This is a genomic window from Paenarthrobacter sp. 10L412, from assembly GCF_056395565.1.
In genome coordinates, this window is sequence record NZ_JBFTJT010000019.1 from 22,051 (window position 1) to 45,453 (window position 23,403).

Annotated in this window: 21 protein-coding genes and 1 tRNA gene; 18 read left to right on the forward strand and 4 right to left on the reverse strand. The window is 62.3% G+C overall.

The annotated features are described in order from the left end of the window. Positions 1 to 49 precede the first annotated feature (49 nt). The 10 genes from AC1DD7_RS21605 to AC1DD7_RS21650 all read left to right on the forward strand — a co-directional run bounded on the left by AC1DD7_RS21605 (position 50) and on the right by AC1DD7_RS21650 (position 9,784). Entirely contained in the window at positions 50 to 1,396 is a 1,347-nt protein-coding gene (locus AC1DD7_RS21605) for a cation:dicarboxylate symporter family transporter (RefSeq protein ID WP_477516494.1), read from the forward strand. A gap of 254 nt (positions 1,397 to 1,650) precedes the next feature. After that, positions 1,651 to 2,550: a ParA family protein gene (locus AC1DD7_RS21610; protein WP_477516495.1), complete on the forward strand. Its 900-nt coding sequence runs from the start codon at positions 1,651 to 1,653 to the stop codon at positions 2,548 to 2,550. A 7-nt stretch (positions 2,551 to 2,557) separates the two neighbouring features. Continuing rightward, on the forward strand, positions 2,558 to 3,445 hold the full coding sequence (locus AC1DD7_RS21615; RefSeq protein ID WP_477516496.1) for a segregation and condensation protein A: 888 nt from the start codon (positions 2,558 to 2,560) through the stop codon (positions 3,443 to 3,445). After that, positions 3,438 to 4,094 (forward strand): SMC-Scp complex subunit ScpB, encoded by a 657-nt coding sequence (gene scpB / locus AC1DD7_RS21620; RefSeq protein WP_477516497.1) that lies wholly within the window; start codon positions 3,438 to 3,440, stop codon positions 4,092 to 4,094. The genes AC1DD7_RS21615 and scpB overlap by 8 nt, the downstream gene beginning before the upstream one ends. Before the next feature lie 143 nt (positions 4,095 to 4,237). Further along, positions 4,238 to 5,443, forward strand: coding sequence for a pseudouridine synthase (locus AC1DD7_RS21625; RefSeq protein WP_477516498.1), 1,206 nt, complete (start codon positions 4,238 to 4,240; stop codon positions 5,441 to 5,443). A 3-nt stretch (positions 5,444 to 5,446) separates the two neighbouring features. Next, positions 5,447 to 6,553 carry a prephenate dehydrogenase gene (locus AC1DD7_RS21630; RefSeq protein WP_431119607.1) on the forward strand — a complete coding sequence of 369 codons (1,107 nt, stop codon included), beginning with the start codon at positions 5,447 to 5,449 and terminating at the stop codon, positions 6,551 to 6,553. Continuing rightward, positions 6,553 to 7,266, forward strand: coding sequence for a (d)CMP kinase (gene cmk / locus AC1DD7_RS21635; protein ID WP_216922906.1), 714 nt, complete (start codon positions 6,553 to 6,555; stop codon positions 7,264 to 7,266). Before AC1DD7_RS21630 ends, cmk begins: the two co-directional genes overlap by 1 nt. Further along, positions 7,256 to 8,005 carry a lysophospholipid acyltransferase family protein gene (locus AC1DD7_RS21640; RefSeq protein ID WP_477516499.1) on the forward strand — a complete coding sequence of 250 codons (750 nt, stop codon included), beginning with the start codon at positions 7,256 to 7,258 and terminating at the stop codon, positions 8,003 to 8,005. The genes cmk and AC1DD7_RS21640 overlap by 11 nt, the downstream gene beginning before the upstream one ends. 10 nt (positions 8,006 to 8,015) lie before the next feature. Beyond that, positions 8,016 to 9,566, forward strand: a complete 1,551-nt coding sequence (der, locus tag AC1DD7_RS21645; RefSeq protein ID WP_477516500.1) for a ribosome biogenesis GTPase Der — start codon at positions 8,016 to 8,018, stop codon at positions 9,564 to 9,566. 141 nt (positions 9,567 to 9,707) lie between these two features. Then, a tRNA-Pro gene (locus AC1DD7_RS21650) sits at positions 9,708 to 9,784 on the forward strand. A gap of 158 nt (positions 9,785 to 9,942) precedes the next feature. Here AC1DD7_RS21650 and AC1DD7_RS21655 read toward each other — a convergent pair. Then, positions 9,943 to 10,389 (reverse strand): MarR family winged helix-turn-helix transcriptional regulator, encoded by a 447-nt coding sequence (locus AC1DD7_RS21655; RefSeq protein WP_477516501.1) that lies wholly within the window; start codon positions 10,387 to 10,389, stop codon positions 9,943 to 9,945. Between the two features lie 175 nt (positions 10,390 to 10,564). On the opposite strand from AC1DD7_RS21655, the gene AC1DD7_RS21660 reads away from it, so the two are divergent. Beyond that, positions 10,565 to 11,773 (forward strand): MFS transporter, encoded by a 1,209-nt coding sequence (locus AC1DD7_RS21660; RefSeq protein ID WP_477516502.1) that lies wholly within the window; start codon positions 10,565 to 10,567, stop codon positions 11,771 to 11,773. An 81-nt stretch (positions 11,774 to 11,854) separates the two neighbouring features. Here AC1DD7_RS21660 and AC1DD7_RS21665 read toward each other — a convergent pair whose 3' ends face one another. Further along, positions 11,855 to 12,436, reverse strand: a complete 582-nt coding sequence (locus AC1DD7_RS21665) for a hypothetical protein (RefSeq protein ID WP_477516503.1) — start codon at positions 12,434 to 12,436, stop codon at positions 11,855 to 11,857. 117 nt (positions 12,437 to 12,553) lie between these two features. Between AC1DD7_RS21665 and gcvH the strand changes: the two genes are divergently transcribed. From gcvH to AC1DD7_RS21690, 5 genes are all read left to right on the forward strand, one after another. After that, positions 12,554 to 12,940 (forward strand): glycine cleavage system protein GcvH, encoded by a 387-nt coding sequence (gene gcvH, locus AC1DD7_RS21670; protein WP_216922914.1) that lies wholly within the window; start codon positions 12,554 to 12,556, stop codon positions 12,938 to 12,940. 138 nt (positions 12,941 to 13,078) lie between these two features. Then, on the forward strand, positions 13,079 to 13,555 hold the full coding sequence (locus AC1DD7_RS21675; protein WP_477516504.1) for an FHA domain-containing protein: 477 nt from the start codon (positions 13,079 to 13,081) through the stop codon (positions 13,553 to 13,555). Positions 13,556 to 13,578: 23 nt separating this feature from the next. Then, on the forward strand, positions 13,579 to 14,295 hold the full coding sequence (gene ftsR / locus AC1DD7_RS21680) for a transcriptional regulator FtsR (protein WP_223936658.1): 717 nt from the start codon (positions 13,579 to 13,581) through the stop codon (positions 14,293 to 14,295). Beyond that, a complete protein-coding gene (locus AC1DD7_RS21685) occupies positions 14,295 to 14,798 on the forward strand; it encodes a bifunctional nuclease family protein (RefSeq protein ID WP_216922920.1) in 504 nt (167 codons plus the stop codon). Before ftsR ends, AC1DD7_RS21685 begins: the two co-directional genes overlap by 1 nt. 237 nt (positions 14,799 to 15,035) lie before the next feature. Further along, complete coding sequence (locus AC1DD7_RS21690) at positions 15,036 to 15,629, forward strand: MerR family transcriptional regulator (protein WP_275965381.1); 594 nt, start codon at positions 15,036 to 15,038, stop codon at positions 15,627 to 15,629. Positions 15,630 to 15,719: 90 nt separating this feature from the next. On the opposite strand, the gene AC1DD7_RS21695 is transcribed toward AC1DD7_RS21690, so the two are convergent. After that, a complete protein-coding gene (locus tag AC1DD7_RS21695) occupies positions 15,720 to 16,529 on the reverse strand; it encodes a ParA family protein (protein WP_477516505.1) in 810 nt (269 codons plus the stop codon). A 304-nt stretch (positions 16,530 to 16,833) separates the two neighbouring features. Here AC1DD7_RS21695 and AC1DD7_RS21700 point away from each other — a divergent pair, with 304 nt between their 5' ends. Beyond that, the gene (locus tag AC1DD7_RS21700; RefSeq protein ID WP_477516506.1) at positions 16,834 to 20,229 is read left to right on the forward strand and encodes a pyruvate carboxylase; all 3,396 of its coding nucleotides are present in this window, start codon (positions 16,834 to 16,836) and stop codon (positions 20,227 to 20,229) included. Positions 20,230 to 20,299: 70 nt separating this feature from the next. On the opposite strand, the gene AC1DD7_RS21705 is transcribed toward AC1DD7_RS21700, so the two are convergent. Continuing rightward, positions 20,300 to 22,111, reverse strand: a complete 1,812-nt coding sequence (locus tag AC1DD7_RS21705) for an AMP-dependent synthetase/ligase (protein WP_477516507.1) — start codon at positions 22,109 to 22,111, stop codon at positions 20,300 to 20,302. A gap of 187 nt (positions 22,112 to 22,298) precedes the next feature. Here AC1DD7_RS21705 and AC1DD7_RS21710 point away from each other — a divergent pair, with 187 nt between their 5' ends. Further along, complete coding sequence (locus tag AC1DD7_RS21710; protein WP_477516508.1) at positions 22,299 to 23,357, forward strand: ROK family protein; 1,059 nt, start codon at positions 22,299 to 22,301, stop codon at positions 23,355 to 23,357. Positions 23,358 to 23,403 lie beyond the last annotated feature (46 nt).

Genomic DNA, 23,403 nt, shown 5'->3' on the forward strand with positions numbered 1-23,403 from the left:
ACAAGTGCAGGACCGCAGCGCCTTACACAGTATCCAGAAGGAGAATCCCATGACCTCTCAACGAGGAGAGTCGGCAGTAGCCACCACCGGTGGACGCAGGGGGCTCGACAAGTCGCATTACCTGTACATTGCGGTCATCCTGGCCGTGGTGCTCGGTGCCGTGGTCGGCCTGCTGTTCCCTGAGGTTGGAAAGTCCCTGAAGCCGCTCGGGGACGGCTTCATCAAGCTCATCAAGATGATGATCGCTCCGGTCATCTTCTGCACCATCGTCCTTGGCATCGGTTCCATCGCCAAAGCTGCCACCGTCGGCAAGGTCGGCGGACTCGCACTTGGCTACTTCGTGGCCATGTCGACCTTCGCATTGGCTATCGGCCTCGTTGTCGGCAACCTCATCCACCCGGGCGAAGGCCTGAAGCTGACTCCGTACGATCCCAACAAGAAGGCGGCCACGGACAGCACCGTGGACTTCCTTATGGGCATCATCCCCAGCGACATTCCCGTCCTGCCCACCCTCCTCGCAGCCATCCTGGTGGGCTTCGCGCTCCAGAAGATGGGTAAGCAGGGCACCCCGATCCTTACCGCAATCGGCCACGGACAGCGCCTTGTGTTCCGGATCCTCATCATGATCATGTGGCTGGCTCCCGTCGGCGCTTTCGGTGCGATCGCCGCCGTCGTTGGTGCCACTGGCTTCCAGGCAATCCTCGGCATGTTCACGCTGATGGTGGCTTTCTACATCACCTGCGCAGTGTTCATCGTGGTCATCCTTGGCTCCCTGCTCCGTGCGGTGGCCGGCGTCAACATCTTCAAGCTGATGAAGTACCTGGCGCGGGAATACCTCCTCATCTTCTCCACGTCCTCCTCCGAGGCAGCCCTGCCCCGTCTCATCGCCAAGATGGAACACCTGGGTGTCTCCAAGCCGGTTGTTGGCGTGACAGTACCCACCGGCTATTCCTTCAACCTTGACGGCACGGCCATCTACCTCACCATGGCCTCCTTGTTCGTCGCCAACGCCATGGGTACGCCGCTGGACCTGGGTGCCCAGATCTCGCTGCTGGTGTTCATGATCATCGCTTCCAAGGGCGCCGCAGGCGTCACCGGAGCTGGCCTTGCAACCCTTGCCGCTGGCCTGCAGGCACACAGGCCCGAGCTCCTGGGCGGCGTGGGCATGATCGTTGGCATCGACCGCTTCATGTCAGAAGCCCGTGCACTGACGAACTTCACCGGCAACGCCGTTGCCACCGTCCTGATCGGCACCTGGGTCAAGGAAATCGACAACGACCAGGTGGAGCGCGTTCTCTCCGGCAGCGAACCGTTCGACGAGACGACCATGATCGCCCACGGCGCAGAGGCTGAGCCTGCTCCGGAAGCTGAACACCGCCCCAAGGCAACCATCTAGCAGGATCAGCTTCACGCAATACAAAGCAACGAGGACCGGCACCCAGGCAGGGTGCCGGTCCTCTGCAGTTCGCCGGGGGAAATACGGCTCAACCCACTAACCTTCGACCTCAACTAGAGGGTAAAGGCTCAAAGAGCAACGAAAGTCAAGTTCCCCAAAATGCCGTGTCGGGCGCTGTAGCCTAGGTGGGTAGCAGCGCTGTATCCAGGGGAACAGCGGCAGGGAAGATCGTCGTCGAAAGAGTGGTTAGATACGTGAGCAGCGAACGGGGAACGGCTACGCTGGGAGACACCGAGCTCGATCTGGAAGACGCCATCATGGGGCCTACGGGCCGTCCTCACCGCGAATTCCCGGAACCGGCTCCGCTTGCCTCCCACGGCCCTGCAAGGGTCATCGCCATGGTGAATCAGAAGGGCGGGGTGGGCAAAACCACGTCCACCATCAACCTTGCCGCGGCGCTCGCGGAATATGGCCGGCGCGTGCTCTTGGTGGACTTCGATCCCCAGGGCGCTCTTTCTGCAGGGCTAGGCGCCAATCCGCACGAACTCGATCTCACCGTTTACAACGTCCTCATGGACCGCAAAGTGGACATCCGGGATGCCATCCAGCAGACCGGTGTGGAAGGCGTGGACCTTCTGCCCGCAAACATCGACCTCTCCGCTGCTGAAGTGCAGCTGGTCAACGAAGTCGCCCGCGAGCAAGTCCTGGACCGCGCGCTCAAGAGGGTTGAAGATGACTACGACGTCGTGCTGATCGACTGCCAGCCATCGCTCGGCCTGCTGACTGTCAACGCACTGACCGCCGCCCACGGCGTCATCATTCCGTTGATCTGCGAGTTCTTCGCACTTCGCGCAGTAGCACTCCTCGTGGAAACCATCGAGAAAGTGCAGGACCGTTTGAATCCGCGCCTGCAGGTGGACGGCGTCCTCGCCACTATGTACGACGCCCGCACCCTGCACAGCCGCGAAGTCATCTCGCGCCTCGTGGAGGCCTTCGGTGACAAAGTTTTCGAGACCGTCATCAAGCGTTCCATTAAGTTCGCGGACGCCACCGTGGCCGCGGAGCCTATTACGAGCTATGCCGGCAACCACATTGGTGCAGACGCCTACCGCCGCCTCGCAAAGGAACTTATCTCGCGCGGCGGCGCGCCGTAGCGAACACGTGGGACCGTCACTCGCCGAGGCGGCAAGTCCGGAAAAAACGTCCGACGCCGGCACCTCCGACGCCCGTAAGGCGGGCTTTGAGGTTCGGCTCGCAAACTTCACCGGGCCGTTCGACCTCCTGCTGGGCCTGATATCCAAGCACAAGCTGGACATTACCGAGGTGGCGCTGGCCACTGTCACCGATGAGTTCATTAAGTACATCCGCCGCCTCCAGGAACTGGGGGAGGACTGGGCGCTGGACGAGGCCAGCGAATTCCTGGTGATTGCCGCCACGCTCCTGGACCTCAAAGCTGCCCGGCTCCTTCCCGCTGGCGAAGTAGAGGACGAAGAAGATATTGCCCTCCTGGAAGCCCGGGATCTGCTGTTCGCCCGCCTGCTCCAGTACAAGGCGTTCAAGCATGTAGCAGGTCTCATCAGTGAAACGCTCGAACAGGAAGACCGGAGATACCCGCGCCAGGTGGCGTTGGAAGGCCATTTCGCGGCGCTGCTGCCGGAACTGGTGTGGCGGCACACCCCCGAACAATTTGCGGAGCTTGCCGCCAAGGCACTGAAACCAAAAGACGCGGCGCCCGCAGAGGTGGGATTGGACCATCTCCACGCGCCACCGGTGAGCGTCAAGGAGCAAGCCGGGATCATCGGCGACCGGCTTCAACGTGGAGCCCCGCTCTCCTTCCGAGCGCTGATAGCCGACGCCGAGACGACCCTGGTTGTCGTGGCCCGCTTCCTGGCCTTGCTGGAGATGTTCCGGGACAGGGTTGTGGCATTCGAACAGGCAGGTCCGTTGGCAGAACTGACAGTGCGATGGACAGGGGATGTGGCTGACTGGGACAGCTCGAACTTGAGCGAAGAGTACGAGGAAACGACTGAAGGGACAGGCAGTGACTGAGCAGGATATAGCCGCAGCCGGCCTTGCTGAGCTTGAAACTTTGCCTGGCGGGGCACGGGCAGCCTTGGAAGCTGTGCTCATGGTCATCGACGAGCCAGCCACCTCGGAAGAGTTGGCTGCGGGATTGAACGTAACGGTCGCCGTCGTCGAGGATTTGCTGCAGGACCTGCAGCAGGAGTATAGCGGCTATACTGTTAAAGCCCCGGACGTGGATGCTGTCGGCTTTGCCGTTGCCAGCTCTGCCCCCCGGGGTTTTGAATTGCGGAACGTCGCCGGTGGGTGGCGGATCTATTCACGGTCTGATTTTGCGGACATCGTGGGCAGGTTCGTCCTCGAAGGGCAGACCACCAGGCTCACTCAGGCAGCGCTTGAAACACTGGCGGTCATTGCCTACAGGCAACCGGTCTCCAGGGCCCGGGTGTCCGCAATTCGAGGCGTCAACGTCGATTCTGTGGTCCGGACTCTAACCCAGCGTGGTCTGATCGAAGACTCCGGGAACGATCCCGAATCAGGGGCTGTCCTGTATAGGACAACCTCCTACTTCCTGGAACGGATGGGGATCGGCTCGGTGGCGGAACTGCCCCAGCTCTCGCCGCACCTTCCGGGTTTGGAAGGAATCGACGAGTACTACGACGCCAGCCGGATGTAAGCCCGGCACCGCACGATAACTACATACTGATTCACGGCACCGCATGGACGGTGCCACGGCAACAAGGGGCAGACGATGTCTGCCCGGCTGGCTAGTGTTGATTGCAGCACTAATTGCCGGCCATTACTACACAAGGACGGGTCATGACACAGGCGGGACGCCAGGGTTCACCACGTAACAGTTCGGGACGCAACAGTTCTGGACGCAATGAGGCAAGGGGCGGCACAGGCCGCTCGAATGCCGGCGGCTTCTCCGGCCGCGGCGGCAGTGCCGGCGCTGGAAAGCGCAACTTCACTCAGGGCGAGGGCCGCCCGTTCAAGGCTTCAAAGCCACGGGAAGCGGCCCCTTTCGATCCCGATAACCCCACAACGGCTGGCGATTACGATCGCGGCCAGACCGCCAGGCCTGCCAAGCCCTTCCGCAAGCCCGGCTCCAACAAGCCCGGTTACGGCAAGGCTCCCGGAACACCCGGTGCGTTGAAGCCCAAGGCGAAGCCCGCCAGGCAGTACGGCTCCAAGGCTTTCGGCAGCGAACGCTTCGGCCAGAACCTGGGCCCCATTCGCAAGCCTGCCCGCAACCGCGGTCCGCGCCAGGAAGTCCCGCAGTCGGACCTCCACGATGTGGACGGCGTACGCCTGCAAAAGGTCATGGCGCAGGCCGGCGTGGCCTCACGTCGCGTGTGTGAGGAAATGATCCTCGAAGGCCGCGTCGAGGTAGATGGTGTGGTCACCACCGAGCTTGGCATGCGGGTTGACCCCAAAACCGCCGTGATTCACGTTGACGGTATCCGCATCCAGCTGGACGAAACCCTCGTCTACATGGTCTTCAACAAGCCCAAGGGCGTTGTTTCCACCATGGAGGACCCCGAGGGCCGTCCGTGCATCAGCGACTTCCTGAAGAATGCCAAGGGTGAGCGGCTCTTCCACGTCGGGCGTTTGGATGTCGGCACCGAAGGGCTGCTGTTGTTGACCAACGACGGCGAACTCGCCAACCGCCTGACCCACCCTTCCTATGAGGTGCCCAAGACGTACCTGGTTCAGGTTCGCGGCCCCTTCCCGCAGGGCGTCGGCGCGCAGCTGAAGTCCGGCGTCGAGCTTGAAGACGGTCTGGCAACAGTGGATTCCTTCCGCCTTGTTGACTCCACCCCTGGCCACGTGCTCATTGAGGTTGTCCTGCACTCCGGCAAGAACCGCATCGTTCGCCGTATGTTCGATGCTGTTGGTTTCCCGGTAGAGCGTCTTGTCCGTGTCAAGATCGGTCCCATTGGCCTGGGAGACCAGCGCCAAGGAAGCATCCGCAACCTCGGCAGGCAGGAAGTCGGTCACCTTCTGGCATCTGTGGGGCTCTAGGGCATGTCGGCATTCCGCTCGCACGGCCGCGGCCATCTTGATGGCCCGGTCGTGGTTCTTGGTACAGGCTTGCTTGGAGCCAGCATTGGCCTTGGCCTGCGCGGACGCGGCGTTCCCGTTTTCCTTTTCGACCCCTCGCCGACGAACCAGGCGGTCGCGGTGGACATTGGTGCCGGCCGGCCCTTGGCGGAGCTTGACGAGCAACCTCAGTTGGTTGTTGTCGCTGCACCGCCTGACGTGACGGCCGACGTCGTGGAGAAAGCTCTGGCGGACTACCCGTCCGCCGTTGTGGTTGACATTGCCAGCGTCAAGGCCACTATCCAATCCCAATTGCGGGAGCGCGGCGTGGACCTGGCCAGGTACGTGGGGACCCATCCGATGGCCGGACGGGAAAAGTCCGGGCCGGTTGCAGCCAGGGGCGAGCTTTTCACGTCCATGCCGTGGGTGGTTTGCCCAACGGAGGAAACCGACACCGACGCACTGCAGACGGCACGTTCGCTGGCGGGGGACCTGGGGGCAATCGTCTCCCAGTTCACCGCTGATGAGCACGATGAAGCGGTGGCTTTGGTCTCGCATCTGCCGCAGATCATGTCTTCGCTTCTGGCGAGCCGCTTGCAGGGGACACCCCTGCATGCGCTGTCCTTGGCCGGGAACGGGTTGCGGGACACCACCCGCATCGCTGCCAGTGATCCTACCCTTTGGGTGCAGATCCTGGGTGGCAACGCGGAAAAGGTTGTTTCCATCCTGCACGGTGTTCGTGAGGACCTGAATCGCTTGATCGGGACTTTGGAAGCGCCGAGTGCACCCGGAGCGCGGTTGGATCTCGCCCAGCTCATCAGCGAAGGCAACGCCGGGCAGGCCCGGATTCCGGGCAAGCACGGCGGGCCTCCACAAGCGTATTCCTGGCTTACGATCCTCGTGGATGACAAGCCTGGCCAGATCGCGCAGCTCCTGACCGAAATTGGCGAGATCGGCGTGAACGTCGAAGACCTCCGGCTCGATCATTCGTCGGGCCAGAACGTGGGCATGGTGGAGCTCTCAGTCCTGCCGAGCAAGCACGACCTCCTTGTTGAAGCCTTGACCGACCGTGGATGGCGGGTACTCCAGTAATGACGCGTGAATTCTTTGGGCCGGAGACAGTTGCCCGCCCCGGCAAGCCGCTCGTGATCGCGATCGATGGCCCCTCAGGGTCGGGCAAGTCCAGCGTCAGCAAGGAAGTTGCCCGGCGCTTGAAGCTGGCGTACCTGGATACCGGTGCGATGTACCGCGCACTGACGTGGTACTGCCTCAAAACAGGGCTCGACCTCCAAGACGGCGCTGCGGTGGAGCAGGCCTCCAAAGTCATGCCGCTGGAAATCAGCACCAGCACCGCTACCGAGTATGTGGCAGTAGACGGCACGGACATTACCGATGAAATCCGTGATCCCTTGATTTCGTCCTCCGTGAGCGCCGTAGCTACTACGTTGGGTGCCCGCACGGAGCTGATCCGCCGCCAGCGCCAGCTCATCGACCAGCACCATCATCGGATGGTGGTGGAGGGACGCGACATCACCACAGTGGTTGCCCCCAACGCCGAGGTCCGCATGCTCCTGACCGCAAGCGAAGAGGCCAGGCTCCGGCGTCGTGGTATTCAGTTGGGCGGTACGCAAAGCAAGGAACAGCTTGCCGCGCAGGTGACACAGCGCGATGCCAAGGACTCCACGGTGGTGAACTTCACCCAAGCGGCCGACGGCGTTGTGACGCTCGATTCCTCTGATCTGGACTTTGAGGAAACAGTGGAAACAGCCCTCGCGATCGTTAGCAAGGTCATCTATGGCGACTAAGAACCAGCTTCCTGCGCTCCGCCTTCCAGCCAAGTGGACACGCATCTGGAGCCGTCCCGTTGGCTGGATCCTGGATCATGTCATCTACCGGACGGTCGTGGCGGGCAAGAGCAACATACCCGCCGCTGGACCCGTGATCTTTGCGGGCAACCACATCAGCTTCCTGGACGGTCCGGTGATGTTCGGCGCCTCGCCGCGTCCAATGCACATCCTGGTCAAGAAAGAGATGTTCCGTGGATTCCTGGGCCGCGTCCTCAAGGGATCAGGGCAGATTCCCGTGGACCGAAGCGGTGACCGCAGCGCACTGCACGTGGGCAAGCAATTGCTCGACGCCGGACGTTGCGTTGGGATCCTGCCCGAAGGGACCCGGGGGAGCGGCTCCGCTGACAGCATCAGCAATGGTGTCGCCTGGCTGGCCATCAACTCCGGGGCCACCGTCATACCAGTCGCGATCCTCGGAACCCGCAAGGGCGATGAGCATCGCGACCATATTCCCAAACCCCGCCGCAGGCTGTATGTCAGCTTCGGCGAACCCCTCACGGTGCAGCGCCGGAAGGGCGAACCGGGGCGTGTTTCAATGGACAGGGCGGCTGCGGCAATCCGCGATGCACTGGCCGGACACGTCCAGGATGCAGTCAGGACTACAGGGCAGGGCCTTCCCCAGGAACCTCCGTCCGGACCATCCACACCGCAGCACCGCCAAACAGAAGTAGCCGGGACGCCGGCAGACCACCATTAAGGAACGTGCAATGAGCGATACGACTCAAAAATCCGGCCTCCACGGAGCCGGCGACGACGAATACACGCCCACCGGCACCGACCAGGTGGCTGAAAACCTGGCTGCCCTGGACGATGACGAGGCCGAACTCCGTGCGGCCACCCTCCGGGCCGGCCTGGACGATTACGACCTCGACGAAGAAGATACCGCGCTGCTCAGCGGCGAATACGGCGATGAAGGCGACGAAGGTCCCCTCAAGCTGGATCCGGTGCTTGCCATCATTGGCCGTCCGAACGTGGGCAAGTCAACCTTGGTCAACCGCATCCTGGGCCGCCGCGAGGCTGTGGTTGAGGACACCCCCGGTGTTACCCGCGACCGCGTTATGTACTCCGCACGTTGGAATGGCCGTAACTTCACGTTGGTAGACACCGGCGGATGGGAACACGATGCCAAAGGCATCCACGCCCGTGTTGCCGAGCAGGCCGAGATGGCTGTTGAGCTTGCGGACGCTGTTCTCTTCGTCGTGGACTCCGCCGTTGGCGCGACTGCGACGGATGAAGGCGTCATGAAGATGCTGCGCAAGAGCAAGAAGCCGGTCATCATGGTGGCCAACAAGGTGGATGACTTCGCACAGGAAGCTGACTCCGCTGCGTTGTGGGGCCTTGGTTTCGGCCAGCCCTACCCGGTGTCCGCCCTCCATGGCCGCGGCGTAGCCGACCTCCTGGACCACGTCATGGACACCCTGCCTGAGTTCTCCCTGGTGGAGGGCGTGGAACGTTCCGGTGGACCCCGCCGTATCGCTCTGATCGGCCGCCCGAACGTCGGCAAGTCCTCGCTGCTGAACAAGCTGGCGGGTTCCGAGCGCGTAGTCGTGGATCCGCTGGCCGGCACCACCCGTGACCCGGTTGACGAATTCATCGAACTTGGCGACCGCACGTGGCGTTTCGTGGACACCGCAGGTATCCGCCGCCGCCAGCACATGGCACAGGGCGCCGATTTCTATGCGTCACTGCGTACGCAGGCCGCGCTCGAAAAGGCGGAGGTCGCCGTCGTGCTCCTCGCCGTGGACGAGGTCCTCAGCGAACAGGATGTCCGCATCCTGCAGTTGGCCATTGAGTCCGGCCGTGCGCTGGTACTCGCCTTCAACAAGTGGGACCTGCTGGACGACGAACGCCGCCGCTACCTCGAGCGTGAAATCGAGCAGGACCTGGCCCACGTTGAGTGGGCTCCGCGAGTCAACATTTCCGCGAAGACCGGCTGGCACAAAGACCGCTTGGTTCCTGCTTTGGATACTGCGCTGGAAAGCTGGGACCGCCGTATCCCCACTGGCCGCCTGAATGCATTCCTTGGTGAACTGGTTGCTGCCCACCCGCACCCGGTTCGCGGTGGCAAGCAGCCGCGCATCCTCTTCGGCACCCAGGCTTCCAGCCGCCCGCCGAAATTCGTCCTGTTCACCACCGGGTTCCTGGATCCTGGATACCGCCGCTTCATCACGCGTCGCTTGCGCGAAACGTTCGGCTTCGAGGGCACGCCCATCGAGGTCAACATGCGCGTCCGCGAGAAGCGCGGCAAGAAGCGCTAAATGAGACGGGCATCACAGTCGACTTTGGCTCTGATGGCATTGGCACCCTCCAACTTCGTGTAAGCTTTTGGAGGTGGTTCGGCCGGACTGCTTAGGTGGGACTCTTCGGAGGAAAACCTGGGCGGAGAACGGTGGAACCAGCGGGCTGTAGCGCAGCTTGGTAGCGCACTTGACTGGGGGTCAAGGGGTCGCAGGTTCAAATCCTGTCAGCCCGACCATAAAGGCCGGAACCACGCGGAAACGCGGGGTTCCGGCCTTTGGTCGTAAGTCCGAATCTGCGTGGGTGGCGGCAAAGCCCGCTCTTGTTCGCTCCTCTCGCCGTTGTGCGGTGAGGAGAGCGAACAAGGGCGGGACTAGACAACCCCGACGTCGAAACTCAGGCCTTCTGCAGCGCCCCCAGCGCGCGTACCAGGGGTTCGAGTTCGGGAACCTGCTCAGCGGCTTCCAGAGCCGACGCCAGGGTCTCATCGTGGACAGGCTTTGCTGCCTCAAGCAGCTTTTGGCCGGCGATTGTGAGCTCGGTATAGATCCCGCGCCGATCGTCCGCGCAGAGGATCCGCGTCAGCAGCCCCCGGTCCTCCAGGCGATTGACCAGGCGGGTGGTTGCGCTGCTGGAAAGAGCCGTGGCCCGGGCAAGTTGCTGCATGCGCATGTGCCATCCGTCCTGGCGGCTCAGGGCGTCAAGGACCGTGTATTCCACCACCGACAGCTCGGTGGAAGCCTGGAGTGCTTTCTCGAGTTCTGCCTCGATGCTTCCATGCAGGGCAGCGAGGGTGCGCCATCCCTGTGCCCGTACTTCTACGGCGTCATCCTTGATGCCCATGCCTGTTGTGCTCCTGCCTTGGTTTGCGTATCAGTGCAGCCGACCGAAAGTAGTTGCTTGCGCAATTATCTAGCGTGTGCAACTATATACACAGCGTCTGCAACTATTATTCTACGGGTTTCCAGAGGCGCACATCCACTTTGCTTTTGGGAGCCACCCATTTAAGGAGTTCCACATGCCCGCAGGGTTGATAGCCCTCGCCCTTGGCGGATTTGGCATCGGATTAACCGAGTTCGTCATCATGGGCCTCTTGCCGGAAGTAGCGGCAGATTTCCAAGTGAGCGAGGCCTCGGCAGGCTGGTTCATTTCCGGCTATGCGCTAAGCGTGACAGTCGGCGCCCTTCTGGTTACTGCCGCCGTTACCAGGCTTCCGCGTAAACCCGTCCTTGTTGGACTGCTTGTGCTGTTCATCCTCGGCAACTTCCTCTCCGCTATCGCCGACTCGTACGCGGCAATGCTTGTGGGCCGCATCATTGCCGCGTTGTGCCATGGTGCGTTCTTCGGAATCGGCTCGGTGGTGGCAGCCAGCCTGGTTCCTGCGCACAAAAAGGCCGGCGCCATTGCCATCATGTTCACTGGACTTACTGCTGCCAACGTCCTTGGCGTTCCTTTCGGCACGCTCCTGGGCCAGAACCTGGGCTGGCGTTCAACGTTCTGGGCCATCACCGGAATCGGCGTGGTGGCACTGCTTGGTATCGCGTTGATGGTGCCGAAGGGGAGTGCGGAGTCAACCAAGGGCCTCCGTAGCGAACTTGGTGCCTTCAAATCCGGCCAGGTCTGGCTGTCCCTCCTGGTGACGATTTTGGGCTTTGGCGGCATGTTCGGCGCTTTCACGTACATCGCCTTCACGCTTACTGAAGTCTCCGGGTTTGAGCCAGGCGCCGTCCCGTGGTTGATGGTGCTCTTCGGTGGCGGACTCTTCGTCGGCAACTTCCTGGGCGGGAAGGCGGCCGACAAAAACCTGGACGGATCGCTCGTCATTATCCTCGCCGGATTGGTGCTGGTCCTGGGGTTCTTCGCCCTCACCGCGTCCAGCAGCATCGCTACTTTGGTCTCGCTGGCCCTCATGGGCGGCTTCGGTTTCGCTACAGTCCCCGGTCTGCAGATGCGCGTGATGCACTTTGCCTCCTCCGCGCCCACGCTGGCATCCGGTGCCAACATTGGCGCCTTCAACCTTGGCAATGCGCTGGGTGCCTGGCTCGGAGGGGTCACCATTTCGGCTGGTCTGGGCTACACCTCGCCCATCTGGGCCGGAGCCGCGATTACTGTGGCGGCGTTGCTGGTCATGCTTGCTGCCGCCGCAGCAGCCAAGCGCCAGGAAGGTACCGCAACAAAGGCCACGCCCGACGTCGAACGCGAACCTCAAGGGGCGGCCGTCACCTGACGTCCCACCCGGGAAAGTGAAGAGCCCGCCGTGGAACGGTTCAACCGTTCCACGGCGGGCTCTTCAACGTCTCTGGCCCGGTTATGGCTTGGGCGTGCTGTCACGGGCTTCCTGCTCAGCCCTCTTCGCAGCCCTGGTTCGTTCGCTCTCTGCCTGCTTCAACGCCCTCATCTGCTTGCCCCGCTGGCGCCACAGGGCCCAAAGAACGGTGACCACCACAAAAACCACCGCAGCCGCTACCGCCGAGATCGCGGTCCAGGTGGTGAAGAATCCGGCGTCCACGCTCAAGGTGCGCTGGCCGGCGTGCGCAGATTCGGTGGAACCGAACACAATGCCTGCCGTCAGCAGGTTGGGCGTGGCGATGGCGACGGCCGCCAGCAGGATGACGATCTTCCAAGGCCAGGAGACAGCCTTGTGGGTTGCCTGCCACGCCACCGCGAGGGGAATGAAGGTAAAGACGAAGCCGTAGAACATGCCCACCAGTACGCTCGCGCCGAGGTCCCGCCGGATCTGCCCCGCCACGACGTCGGACCACCAACGCGGCAGAATGGCCCCAAGGATGAAGTAGGCTGCCACAGCGACAAGCAATGCCACCAGGATCAGAATAATTTTGACGCCCCAATTGCGTTTTTTCCGAGCCGGTACTTGTGCTTGTTCAGTCATGGGTCAATCATGGCAGAGACCTCATCAGGCGCAGGGGAATTGTGCCTATACTTTCAGCGGTGGCCGGATGCCCGGGCCGCCGTCGAGATCCGTAAATGTCCCGATGAAAGGCGACCCATGAGCAATATTCCAGCCGATCTTTCCTACACCGCAGAGCACGAGTGGGTTTCTGCCCCTGACGCCGATGGCGTGGTGCGGATTGGTATTACCGACTTCGCGCAGGACGCCCTGGGTGACGTTGTCTACGCCCAGATGCCCGAACCCGGGACCAAGATCACCGGGAATGAAGTTGTTGGCGAGGTTGAATCCACCAAGAGCGTCAGTGATATCTATGCTCCTGTCAGCGGAGAAGTCATTAATCGGAATGACTCTTTGGACCAGGATCCGGCACTGATCAACTCTGATCCTTATGGCGATGGTTGGCTTTTTGAAGTAAAGCTGGCAGAAGCCGATGCAGTGGATTCCCTGCTCAGTGCATCGGAGTACGAACAACAGGTAGGCTAAAGTTATCTGGCCCGCCCGGCTGCATTCTTTTAGCCAAGGACGCGGGAAGGCGGGCCAGCAACCGATTTGCCCGGCGGTACCGGGAGGCGGACGTGCTTGGCAGGGTTTGGAACTGCCGGCGGATGAGGAGGAAATTCCATGGTTGGCGGCGAACAGAATCAAGCCAATGTCGGGAAGGGCGCGGAAGAGCAACCCACGTCGGAGACCACCTCGATCAGCATCACGCCAACGTGGGACGAGCCCAGCGTTGCACCCAGGCTTGCACCCGAAGAGCGTGCGTCCGTTGACGCCCTGCCACCGGACTCCGCCTTGCTCATTGCGCACAGCGGACCAAACGCTGGAGCCCGGTTCCTCCTGGACGCTGATACCACGACGGCCGGCCGGCACCCCGACGCCGACATCTTCCTGGATGATGTCACGGTGTCCCGCAAGCACGTGGAGTTTCTCCGAACCCCAACGGGCTTCGAACTCGTGGATATGGGCAGCCTCAACGGAACCTACGTGAACCACGACCGCGTGGATCGGGTGCAGTTGAAGAGTGGCAATGAGGTCCAGATCGGCAAGTTCCGGCTGACCTACTACTTGAGCCCTGGCCGCCCGGCGGGCCAAGTCTGACCCCGGGGTACCTGCCTGTGGCAATGGCCCAGCCGGAACGTCGCGGACCGCAGGTCCTGAACATCGGGGAAGTCCTGGCGCAATTGAGCGACGACTTCCCGGGGATGACCGCGTCCAAAATCCGCTTTCTTGAGGAAAAGGGCCTCATTAATCCTAAGCGGACCCCTGCCGGGTACAGGCAGTACGCGGACAGTGATGTTGAGCGGCTCCGTTTTGTCCTTGCCCTTCAGCGCGACCAGTACTTGCCGCTGAAAGTCATCAAGGATTACCTGGACGCGATTGATCGCGGCGAGCGGCCTGAGAACCTTCCTCCGGGTGTCACGGTGTCACCCCGGGTGGTTTCGGCGGAGATGGCTGCGGAAATCCAAGGCCGTGCGCGCGCCCTGACCGAAGAGCAACTCCGGACCGAATCAGGTGCAAGCGTGCCCTTGCTGGAGTCACTCCTGAGCTTCGGGCTGATCAGCCACGTTGGCGGCAAGTTCGACGAACACGCCCTCCAGGTTGCGCGTGCTTGCGTCCAGTTGGAGGGTCACGGTTTGGAGCCTCGCCATCTCCGGCCGTTCCAGGCTGCAGCCGAGCGCGAGTTCGGCTTGGTGGAAAGAGCGGTTGCGCCCCTGACATCCAGGCGCGACGCAGCCTCCCAAGCACGGGCTGCCGAGGCAGCGCGTGAAATCAGCGAACTGTGCCTGACACTGCACAGGGCGCTCGTCCACGACCGTATCTCCCGGATGGACACCTGATGATCGAAGTTGAAATTGTCGGCGTCCGGATAGAACTGCCGTCCAACCAGCCGTTGGTCCTCCTTCGCGAAATCAAGGGGGAGCGGCATGTCCCCATCTGGATTGGAACACCTGAAGCCAGTGCCATCGCCCTGGCCCAGCAAGGTGTTGTCCCACCGCGACCCATGACCCACGATCTCCTGATTGACGTCGTGGAGTCCCTGGGGCATTCAATCATCAGCGTTAACATCGTGGCGGTTGAAGACAACATCTTCTATGGGCAGTTGCAATTCGATGACGGCACGGTAGTCAGTTCGCGCGCTTCTGATGCGTTGGCCCTTGCATTGCGGGCCAAATGCCGCATTTGGTGCGCGGATGCAGTCATGGAGGAAGCCGGTGTACGGATCACCGAGCATGATGAAGGCGAAGATTCAGAGCCGGATCCCAGTGTGGACGAAGAACGTGAGATGCGGCGTTTCCGCGAGTTCCTGGACGACGTGGAACCTGAGGATTTCGAAGGCTGAATCACCCTAAGCCTAAAGTTGAGGGTGAAACTTTCGACACGACCGGATTTTGCGCCCGGGGTCTTTGACCTAGGGCCCTCCCGGGCCTAACGTCGAAGGTATCAAGTTCCCGTTGCATACACTGCCCGCGCAAGTCACACTGGAAGGTGCCGACTTGTGGGAATTACACGGCTGAATTTCGGCGTTGTGATCAGTGGTACGCACCGTCCCCAAGGGAACTGAGAACAAGGAGGTCACGTGAGTCCGAAAGGCGAAGCAGGCGAGCTGAAGCAGGCCTCGACCGGCATTGCTGCGCCCGCATCCGGCGCCCAAGGTTTGCTCTTCACAGAGGACCTTCCCGTGCTGGACGAGGACGCGGGCTACCGCGGGCCGACTGCCTGCAAAGCTGCAGGTATCACGTACCGTCAGCTGGACTATTGGGCACGCACCGGCTTGGTCGAGCCGGCCGTCCGTGGTGCTGCGGGTTCCGGCTCGCAACGTCTCTATGGATTCCGCGACATTCTGGTGCTCAAGGTGGTCAAGCGCCTGCTTGATACCGGTGTTTCCCTCCAGCAGATCCGCACCGCCGTTGAGCATCTTCGCGAGCGTGGCGTTGAAGACCTTGCGCAGATTACGCTGATGAGCGATGGCGCCAGTGTCTACGAATGTACCTCTGCCGACGAAGTCATCGACCTCGTGCAAGGCGGACAGGGTGTCTTTGGCATAGCGGTGGGACGTGTATGGCGGGAAGTCGAGGGAAGCCTTGCCGCGCTTCCGAGCGAGCACGCCGCCGAGCAGTCCTTTCCGGACGACGAATTGAGCAAGCGGCGGGTTGCGCGCCGTATTGGCTAAAAGCGCCCAACTGGATCTCTTAGCAACGGAAGAAGCCGCCCCTCGATACAGGGTGCGGCTTCTTCCGTTGTATGGCTGGTGCGTTGCGGGTTAGCGCTGCTGCCGATTCCGCGAGCCGGTTTGGCCCTGAAGCAGGCTCTGCAAGAGTGCGTCGAAAAGTTTTGCGGAGTTTTTGGCGGAATCGCCTGGCCAGTGGTGAACGGAATGCGCTGCGCCTTGGATCTGCTGCCAATTCGCTTGCTCTGGAATGTGCGGGGTCAGGAGCAACTCACCGAACATGGACTCCATCTCGGACAGCCGGAAGATGTGCTCGGCTGACCCGGTGCGAACGCGGTTGGCGACGATTCCCGCCGGCGCCAGGTGCGGAGCAAATTCCTGCCGGAACAACTGGATGGCGCGCATGGTTCGTTCGGTACCGGCCACGGAGAACAGACCGGGCTCGGCCACAAGTACCACGCGGTCGCTCGCGCTCCATGCCATGCGCGTGAGCCCATTCAGCGAAGGAGGGCAGTCCACAAGGATCAGTTCGTAGTTGGTGGTGCCTGCAAGAACGGCGGAGAGCCTGCGAAGGTCGCGTCTGCCGAGGTCCGGGCGATCATAGATGCCCGTGAACGCGGATCCGACAGCAACGTCAAGCTTGCCGCCGCTGGAACCGTTGGTGACCCAGCTGCTGCTGGCGACGTTCTCGGGGAGTTTGGCTTTCCGGGGACTCTTGAGCATGCGGCCAATGTCCAACTGCTCGCCTCGCTGGACGCCGAGTGCCGTCGTAGCGTCGGCATGGGGATCGAGGTCCACCACGAGGGTTGGAATGCCGGCCGCGAGGGCCGCGGACGCCAGACCGGTGGTCACGGACGTCTTTCCCACTCCGCCTTTGAGGCTGCTGATGCTGACTACTTGCACTTGAAAACCCAAAACCTAACGCCGGTTGCCGTATCGCGCTGTTTTCAGCTCCGGGAACGCCGGAGCCGGGGCTTGCCGAAGCCCCTCCAACATCATATGGGGCGGGGCCGTGGATTCCCGCTTTCTACGCGCCCGGACGCCGGGGGATGCTGAGGGCATTAGCACGATGGGGAGTCGCGCGCACGCATATACAGCCCAGATGACGATTCCATTGTGATGGTTGCCACAAAGATTTGTGTTTGATGCTGGCGGCACTACACACTGTGACCACCGACCGATCCACCCGCAATGATGCAGGAGAAGTATGTTTTCGAAAATTCTGGTGGCCAATCGCGGCGAAATCGCGATCAGGGCGTTTCGCGCTGGTTATGAACTGGGCGCCAAGACCGTAGCCGTCTTTCCGCACGAGGATCGCAACTCGATCCACCGGCAGAAGGCCGACGAAGCTTACCTGATCGGCGAGGTGGGCCACCCTGTCCGCGCCTACCTGGACGTCGAGGAGGTTGTCCGCGTCGCCAAGGAAGCCGGCGCCGACGCCATCTACCCCGGCTACGGCTTCCTCTCGGAAAACCCGGACCTGGCCCGTGCGGCCAAGGCCGCGGGAATCACCTTCGTGGGCCCGCCTGCCGAGGTCCTGGAGCTCGCAGGCAACAAGGTTGCTGCCCTGGAAGCTGCCCGCAAGGCCGGTGTCCCCGTGCTGAAGTCGAGCAAGCCCTCAAAGGACCTCGACGAACTGATCGCGGCAGCCGACGAAATCGGCTTCCCGATCTTCGCCAAGGCCGTTGCCGGTGGTGGTGGACGTGGCATGCGCCGCGTGGAGACCCGCGAAGCCCTCCCTGAGGCCTTGCAGTCCGCCATGCGCGAGGCCGATGCCGCGTTTGGCGATCCCACGATGTTCCTCGAGCAGGCGGTACTGCGCCCGCGCCACATCGAAGTGCAGATCCTGGCGGACGCCGAAGGTAACGTCATGCACCTGTTCGAACGTGACTGTTCCTTGCAGCGCCGCCACCAGAAGGTAGTGGAAATCGCGCCAGCGCCCAACCTGGATGAAAACATCCGCCAGGCGCTCTACCGTGACGCCGTAGCCTTCGCCAAGGCCCTGAACTATGTGAACGCCGGAACGGTTGAGTTCCTGGTGGACACCGAGGGTGAGCGCGCCGGCCAGCACGTTTTCATCGAAATGAACCCCCGCATCCAGGTTGAGCACACTGTGACCGAAGAAATCACGGATGTGGACCTCGTGCAGGCGCAGATGCGTATTGCCTCGGGTGAGACCCTCGCGGACCTTGGCCTGAGCCAGGAGACAGTATCCATCAAGGGTGCCGCGCTGCAGTGCCGCATCACCACGGAGGACCCGGCCAACGGCTTCCGCCCGGACGTCGGAAAGATCACCGGCTACCGTTCCGCAGGTGGCGCAGGCGTGCGTCTCGACGGCGGTACCGTCTACTCAGGTGCCGAGATCAGCCCGCACTTCGACTCCATGCTCGTCAAGCTGACCTGCCGCGGACGCGATTACCCCGCTGCGGTTGCCCGTGCGCGGCGCGGCCTGGCGGAATTCCGGATCCGTGGCGTGTCCACCAACATTCCGTTCCTGCAGGCCGTGCTGGCCGATCCGGATTTCAACGCCGGGAACGTGGCCACGGACTTCATCGACAAGCGCCCTGAACTGCTCAAGTCGCACATCTCTGCCGACCGTGGAACCAAGCTGCTCACCTGGTTGGCCGAGGTCACCGTGAACAAGCCGAATGGTGAACTCAAGGTCCACTCCGACCCCGCCAGCAAGCTACCCGTGATCGATGGCCCGGTTCCCACGTCAGGTTCGCGCCAGAAACTGCTGGAGCTCGGTCCTGAGGGCTTTGCGAAAGCGCTGCGCGAGCAGCAGGCAGTCGCCGTTACGGACACCACGTTCCGTGACGCCCACCAGTCCTTGCTGGCTACCCGTGTCCGTACCCGCGACCTCGTGGCTGCCGGTCCGGCCGTCACAGCGTTGCTGCCGGAGCTGCTTTCGGTGGAGGCCTGGGGTGGTGCAACGTACGACGTCGCGCTCCGCTTCCTTGGCGAAGATCCATGGGACCGCTTGGCTGCTCTGCGCCAGGCGCTGCCGAACACCTGTATCCAGATGCTGCTCCGCGGACGCAACACTGTTGGCTACACGCCATACCCGGAAGAGGTGACCGAGGCCTTCGTTAACGAAGCAGCGGCTACCGGCATTGACATCTTCCGCATCTTCGACGCCCTCAATGACGTCAACCAGATGGCCCCGGCGATCCGGGCTGTGCGTGCTACAGGGACTGCCGTGGCAGAGGTCGCACTTTGCTACACCGGCAACCTCCTTGACCCGAACGAGGACCTGTACACCCTCGACTACTACCTGGACCTTGCCCAGAAGATCGTCGACGCCGGTGCCCACATCCTCGCCATCAAGGACATGGCAGGCCTCCTGCGTCCCGCTGCGGCCGCCAAGCTCGTCTCGGCTTTGCGTGAGCGCTTCGATCTCCCGGTGCACCTGCACACGCACGACACCGCCGGTGGCCAGCTCGCAACACTCCTGGCAGCCGTGGATGCTGGAGTCGACGCCGTGGACGTCGCTTCTGCTTCACTGGCAGGCACTACCAGCCAGCCTGCCGCATCCGCTCTCGTTGCAGCGTTGGCCAATACACCGCGCGACACCGGGATGAGCCTCGCCAACGTCGGTGCTCTGGAGCCGTACTGGGAAGCGGTTCGACGCGTTTACGCGCCGTTCGAGTCTGGGCTGCCCGGTCCCACAGGCCGTGTCTACCAGCACGAAATCCCTGGTGGCCAGCTGTCCAACCTTCGCCAGCAGGCCATCGCCCTGGGGTTGGGGGAGCAGTTCGAAGCCATCGAGGACATGTACACGGCGGCAGACCGCATCCTGGGCCGATTGGTCAAGGTGACTCCGTCCTCCAAGGTGGTGGGAGATCTCGCACTGCACCTTGTCGGCCTGAACGCTGACCCTGCGGACTTCAACGAGAACCCGCAGAACTACGACATCCCGGACTCCGTCATCGGCTTCCTTTCGGGCGAACTTGGAGATCCTCCCGGAGGCTGGCCCGAGCCGTTCCGTACCAAGGCCCTCCAAGGCCGCAGCATCAAGGTCCGCGACGTTGAGATCAGTTCAGAGGACAGCGCCGCGCTGAAGGGTGATTCGAAGACCCGCCAGCACACCCTGAACCGGTTGCTCTTCGCAGGTCCTACCAAGGACTACCTCAAGAGCGTGGAGACCTACGGCAATATCTCCGTGCTGGACACCCGTGATTACCTCTACGGTTTCCAGCAGGGTTCAGAGCACGTCATCGAGCTGGAGAAGGGTGTACGGCTTATCGCCCAGCTTGAGGCCGTGTCCGAGGCTGACGAGAAGGGCATGCGTACAGTGATGTGTACGCTCAACGGCCAGTCGCGTCCGGTGGTTGTCCGTGACCGTTCCGTAGTGAGCAACGTCAAGGCGGCGGAGAAGGCCGACCCAGCACAGCCCGGCCAGGTCGCAGCCCCGTTCGCTGGAGCCGTCACGGTCACGGTCAAAGCGGGCGACGTCGTCAACGCCGGCGATACCGTTGCCACCATTGAGGCAATGAAGATGGAAGCATCCATCACGACGCCGGTGGCCGGCACGGTCTCCCGCATTGCGATCTCCTCGGTGGAGCAGGTCCAGGGCGGCGATTTGCTGCTGGTGATCGGCTAACGATCCACCAACGAAAAACCCCTTCCGGAGGAATTCCGGAAGGGGTTTTTTGTTTGCCGTGGCGTCGTGCCTACTGCGCCCGTGGCGCCGAATACATCTCTTCGATCACGGCGTCAAAGTCCTTCATGACCTGCGCGCGCTTGACCTTCAGCGACGGAGTCAGGTGGCCTGAGGCCTCCGTGAAGTCTGCGGGGACTATCCGGAAGGACTTGATCGCCTCCGCTTGGGAGACAGACTGGTTGGCTTTGCTGATGAGGTCCTGGACGGCAGCCCTTACTACCGGGTTCCCGGCAGCTTCACCCAAGGAGGTACCGGATGGAAGTCCGTGGCGTTCCAGCCATCCCGGCAACGCCTCCTCATCCAAGGTCACCAAAGCGCCGATGAACGGACGGTTATCGCCCACTACCAGGACCTGGGAAACCAAGGCGTCTGCGCGGATCTGGTCTTCCAGCAGCGCAGGAACCACGTTCTTTCCACCGGCCGTAACGATGATTTCCTTCTTGCGCCCGGTGATCTTGAGGAAGCCATTGCTATCCAGTTCACCGATGTCCCCGGTGCGGAACCACCCGTCGGCAAAGGTTTCCTCGGTGAGGTCTTCGCGCTTGTAGTAGCCACGCATGACGCAGACGCCTTTGGCGAGAATTTCGCCGTCGTCTGCAATCTTGACGGCGTTGCCCGGAAGCGGGGCGCCCACGGTGCCGATCCTGATCATCGAGGGTGTGTTGACGGAAATGGGCGCCGTGGTTTCCGTCAGGCCGTATCCCTCCAGGATCTGCAGGCCTATGCCCTGGAAGAAGTGGCCCAGGCGTTCTCCCAGGGGGCCGCCACCGGAGACAGCGTGTGCCACATGTCCGCCCATGGCGTCGCGGAGCTTTCCGTAGACGAGTTTGTCGAATACTGCATGCTTGAGCTTCAAGCCCAAGCCCAGGGAGCCGGCCTGGCGCGCCTTGGAGTACGCGATCGCCGTGTCCACTGCACGGTGGAAGATGGCACCCTTGCCGCTGTCCTCGGCTTTGGTCAGTGCCGAGTTGTAGACCTTCTCGAAGACACGCGGCACAGCAAGGATGAACGTTGGCTGGAAGCTGTGCAGATCGGCCAGCAGATGCTTGATATCCGGAGTGTGGGCAACTTTGACGCCCCCTGCAACGGCCAGCACGGAGATGAAGCGCGCAAAGACGTGCGCCAGCGGAAGGAACATGATGGTCTTGGCCGATTCGTTGATGATTTCGCCCAGCGCCGCACGGGCATTCTCGGAGAGTTCCACGAAGTTTCCGTGGGTCAGCTCGCAGCCCTTGGGCCGGCCTGTAGTTCCGGAGGTGTAGATGATGGTGGCCAGGTCCGTCAGGCCCGCAGCGGACCGGCGCGTCTCGAGTTCCTCATCGGTGACACTGGTGCCGGCGGCGCGAAGGGCATCAAGGCCGGCACCCTCAAGCTGCCAGACGTTGGCCACTGACTGAATGTCTTCGGCCGCGACAGCTTGCCGGATGATGTCCTCGTGGTGGGCGGCTTCACCGAAGGCGGCCACAGCACCGGAGTCGCCCAGGTTCCAAGCCACCTGCGATGGGGAAGAGGTCTCATAAATCGGGACAGAAACGGCTCCTGCGAACCAGATGGCAAAGTCCACCAGCGACCATTCATAACGGGTCCGGGACATAATGCCGACGCGGTCGCCGGCGCCCACTCCACTGGCGATAAGGCCCTTGGCCAAGGCCTTGACGTCGGCAAGGAAGTCCGTGGCCCGGATGTCCTGCCATTGTGCATTGCTGTCCAGCTTGGCGAACAGGGCCGGATTTGAAGGCTTGGCGGCTTCCCGGACCACGAGGTCCGTGATGTTGGTTTCAGGGGCAACATTAACAAGAGGCGGAACACTGAATTCACGCACGGTAGCTCCTTTGATATCCATGGGCCGCGAGAGGCTGCTTTCACTCTAGTATGTCCACTCGCGGAGGTGTGTCCTATTTAACCTACTGGCGAGTAACTTTACGGATGACCGTCCGTTTCGAGCAACTTGGCGTTGTCCAGCGCTTGGCGATGTCTGCTTGCCCTGCCCGGCAGAATAGGATGTTGGGATGCCTTCACTACGGTCCAGTTCCCGTGCCCGGCCCCGGCCGCCAGTCGCTGCCTGGAAGGACGTTCCTTGGGCTGGGCGCAGGAGTCATTTAGGCCGGCGTGGGCTGGCCATCGGCATTGATATCGGCGGCACCAAGGTAGCTGCCGGCGTGGTTGACGCCGAGGGCAGGATCCTTGCTGAGGCGCGCAGGTCCACTCCCGGCGCCGACCCCCGGGCCGTGGAGCAGACCATCGTGGAACTGGTTGACGAACTCAGCGCGGACCACCGGATTGCCTCCGTGGGTATTGGCGCGGCAGGTTGGATGGACCTCGACGGCGGTACGGTCCTGTTCAGCCCGCATCTTGCCTGGCGCAACGAGCCCCTGAGGGAAAGCCTGCAGAATCTGTTGAGGCGGCCGGTATTGCTAACGAACGACGCCGATGCGGCCGCCTGGGCGGAGTGGCGCTTTGGCGCCGGCCAGGGTGAGAGCCGCCTGGTGTGCATCACGCTGGGCACAGGCATCGGCGGTGCAATGGTGATGGACGGACGGGTTGAACGCGGCCGCTACGGTGTGGCTGGCGAATTCGGCCACCAGATCATTTTTCCCGGCGGGCACCGTTGCGAATGCGGCAACCGTGGCTGCTGGGAGCAGTACGCGTCCGGCAACGCCCTCGGCCGAGAGGCCCGCCAATTGGTGCGAACCAACTCGCCTGAGGGCCGTGCACTTCTTGATCGGGCGGGAGGTGTGGAGGAGAGCATCACCGGCGCTGCAGTTACCGCGTTGGCGCTTGCCGGGGACTCCACGTCAAGGGAACTGTTGGCGGACCAAGGTGAATGGTTGGGCTTGGGGCTGGCCAACCTGGCGGCGGCACTGGATCCCGGTATGTTCGTGATCGGCGGCGGATTGTGCGACGCAGGGGACCTCCTTGCCGGACCGGCCCGCGAGGCATTCGCCCGAAATTTGACGGGGCGTGGATTCCGTCCGATGGCAAGGATTGAGCTCGCTGCTCTCGGACCCCGTGCAGGCATGATCGGCGCTGCTGACCTTTCCAGGGTCAGCGGCCGTGCCCATAGCTGATAAGACCACAAACAGGAAAGCCAACAGCCAGGAAAGCCCACAATTC

What these genes read in the sequence shown, in the direction of transcription:
- AC1DD7_RS21700 (WP_477516506.1), top strand. Translation starts at nt 16,834, where the DNA reads ATGTTTTCGAAAATTCTGGTGGCCAATCGCGGCGAAATCGCGATCAGG.
- AC1DD7_RS21605 (WP_477516494.1), top strand. Translation starts at nt 50, where the DNA reads ATGACCTCTCAACGAGGAGAGTCGGCAGTAGCCACCACCGGTGGACGC.
- AC1DD7_RS21625 (WP_477516498.1), top strand. Translation starts at nt 4,238, where the DNA reads ATGACACAGGCGGGACGCCAGGGTTCACCACGTAACAGTTCGGGACGC.
- gcvH (WP_216922914.1), top strand. Translation starts at nt 12,554, where the DNA reads ATGAGCAATATTCCAGCCGATCTTTCCTACACCGCAGAGCACGAGTGG.
- AC1DD7_RS21640 (WP_477516499.1), top strand. Translation starts at nt 7,256, where the DNA reads ATGGCGACTAAGAACCAGCTTCCTGCGCTCCGCCTTCCAGCCAAGTGG.
- AC1DD7_RS21685 (WP_216922920.1), top strand. Translation starts at nt 14,295, where the DNA reads ATGATCGAAGTTGAAATTGTCGGCGTCCGGATAGAACTGCCGTCCAAC.
- AC1DD7_RS21660 (WP_477516502.1), top strand. Translation starts at nt 10,565, where the DNA reads ATGCCCGCAGGGTTGATAGCCCTCGCCCTTGGCGGATTTGGCATCGGA.
- AC1DD7_RS21655 (WP_477516501.1), bottom strand. Translation starts at nt 10,389, where the DNA reads ATGGGCATCAAGGATGACGCCGTAGAAGTACGGGCACAGGGATGGCGC.
- AC1DD7_RS21710 (WP_477516508.1), top strand. Translation starts at nt 22,299, where the DNA reads ATGCCTTCACTACGGTCCAGTTCCCGTGCCCGGCCCCGGCCGCCAGTC.
- cmk (WP_216922906.1), top strand. Translation starts at nt 6,553, where the DNA reads ATGACGCGTGAATTCTTTGGGCCGGAGACAGTTGCCCGCCCCGGCAAG.
- AC1DD7_RS21665 (WP_477516503.1), bottom strand. Translation starts at nt 12,436, where the DNA reads ATGACTGAACAAGCACAAGTACCGGCTCGGAAAAAACGCAATTGGGGC.
- ftsR (WP_223936658.1), top strand. Translation starts at nt 13,579, where the DNA reads ATGGCCCAGCCGGAACGTCGCGGACCGCAGGTCCTGAACATCGGGGAA.
- AC1DD7_RS21675 (WP_477516504.1), top strand. Translation starts at nt 13,079, where the DNA reads ATGGTTGGCGGCGAACAGAATCAAGCCAATGTCGGGAAGGGCGCGGAA.
- AC1DD7_RS21630 (WP_431119607.1), top strand. Translation starts at nt 5,447, where the DNA reads ATGTCGGCATTCCGCTCGCACGGCCGCGGCCATCTTGATGGCCCGGTC.
- der (WP_477516500.1), top strand. Translation starts at nt 8,016, where the DNA reads ATGAGCGATACGACTCAAAAATCCGGCCTCCACGGAGCCGGCGACGAC.